Below are 528 nucleotides of genomic sequence, written 5' to 3' on the forward strand. Positions count from 1 at the left end.
ACCGTCGTGGACCCGGTGTCGATGACCGGTTCGTAGGCCGTCATGCGTTCCCTCGAGGAACTCGGTGTCACGGACGTCTTCGGTCTTCCCGGCGGGGCCATTCTCCCGACCTACGACCCGCTGCTCGAGACGGAGACCATCAATCACATCCTGGTCCGGCACGAACAGGGTGCCGGACACGCCGCGCAGGGCTACGCATTGGCTTCCGGGAAGGTGGGGGTGTGCATCGCGACCTCGGGACCGGGTGCCACCAACCTCGTGACAGCGCTGGCCGACGCGAACATGGACTCGGTGCCCATGGTGGCCATCACCGGTCAGGTGGCCTCCACCCTGATCGGCTCCGACGCCTTCCAGGAGGCGGACATCGTGGGCATGACCATGCCCATCACCAAACACTCGTATCTGGTGACCAAGTCGCAGGACATCCCGCGAGTCCTGGCCGAGGCCTTCCATCTCGCCGCCACCGGGCGTCCGGGCCCCGTGTTGGTGGACATCGCCAAGGACGCCCAGGTGGGTCAGATGGAGTTC

General features: G+C 66.1%; 1 pseudogene. It reads left to right on the top strand.

Going from position 1 to position 528, the window contains the following annotated elements:
- Positions 1-21: 21 nt before the first annotated feature.
- Positions 22-528: pseudogene (locus tag GTW58_RS13930) on the top strand (thiamine pyrophosphate-binding protein); the annotation flags it as partial.

Origin of the sequence: Kocuria subflava (genome assembly GCF_012163155.1) — a bacterium.
GTDB lineage: Bacteria > Actinomycetota > Actinomycetes > Actinomycetales > Micrococcaceae > Kocuria > Kocuria subflava.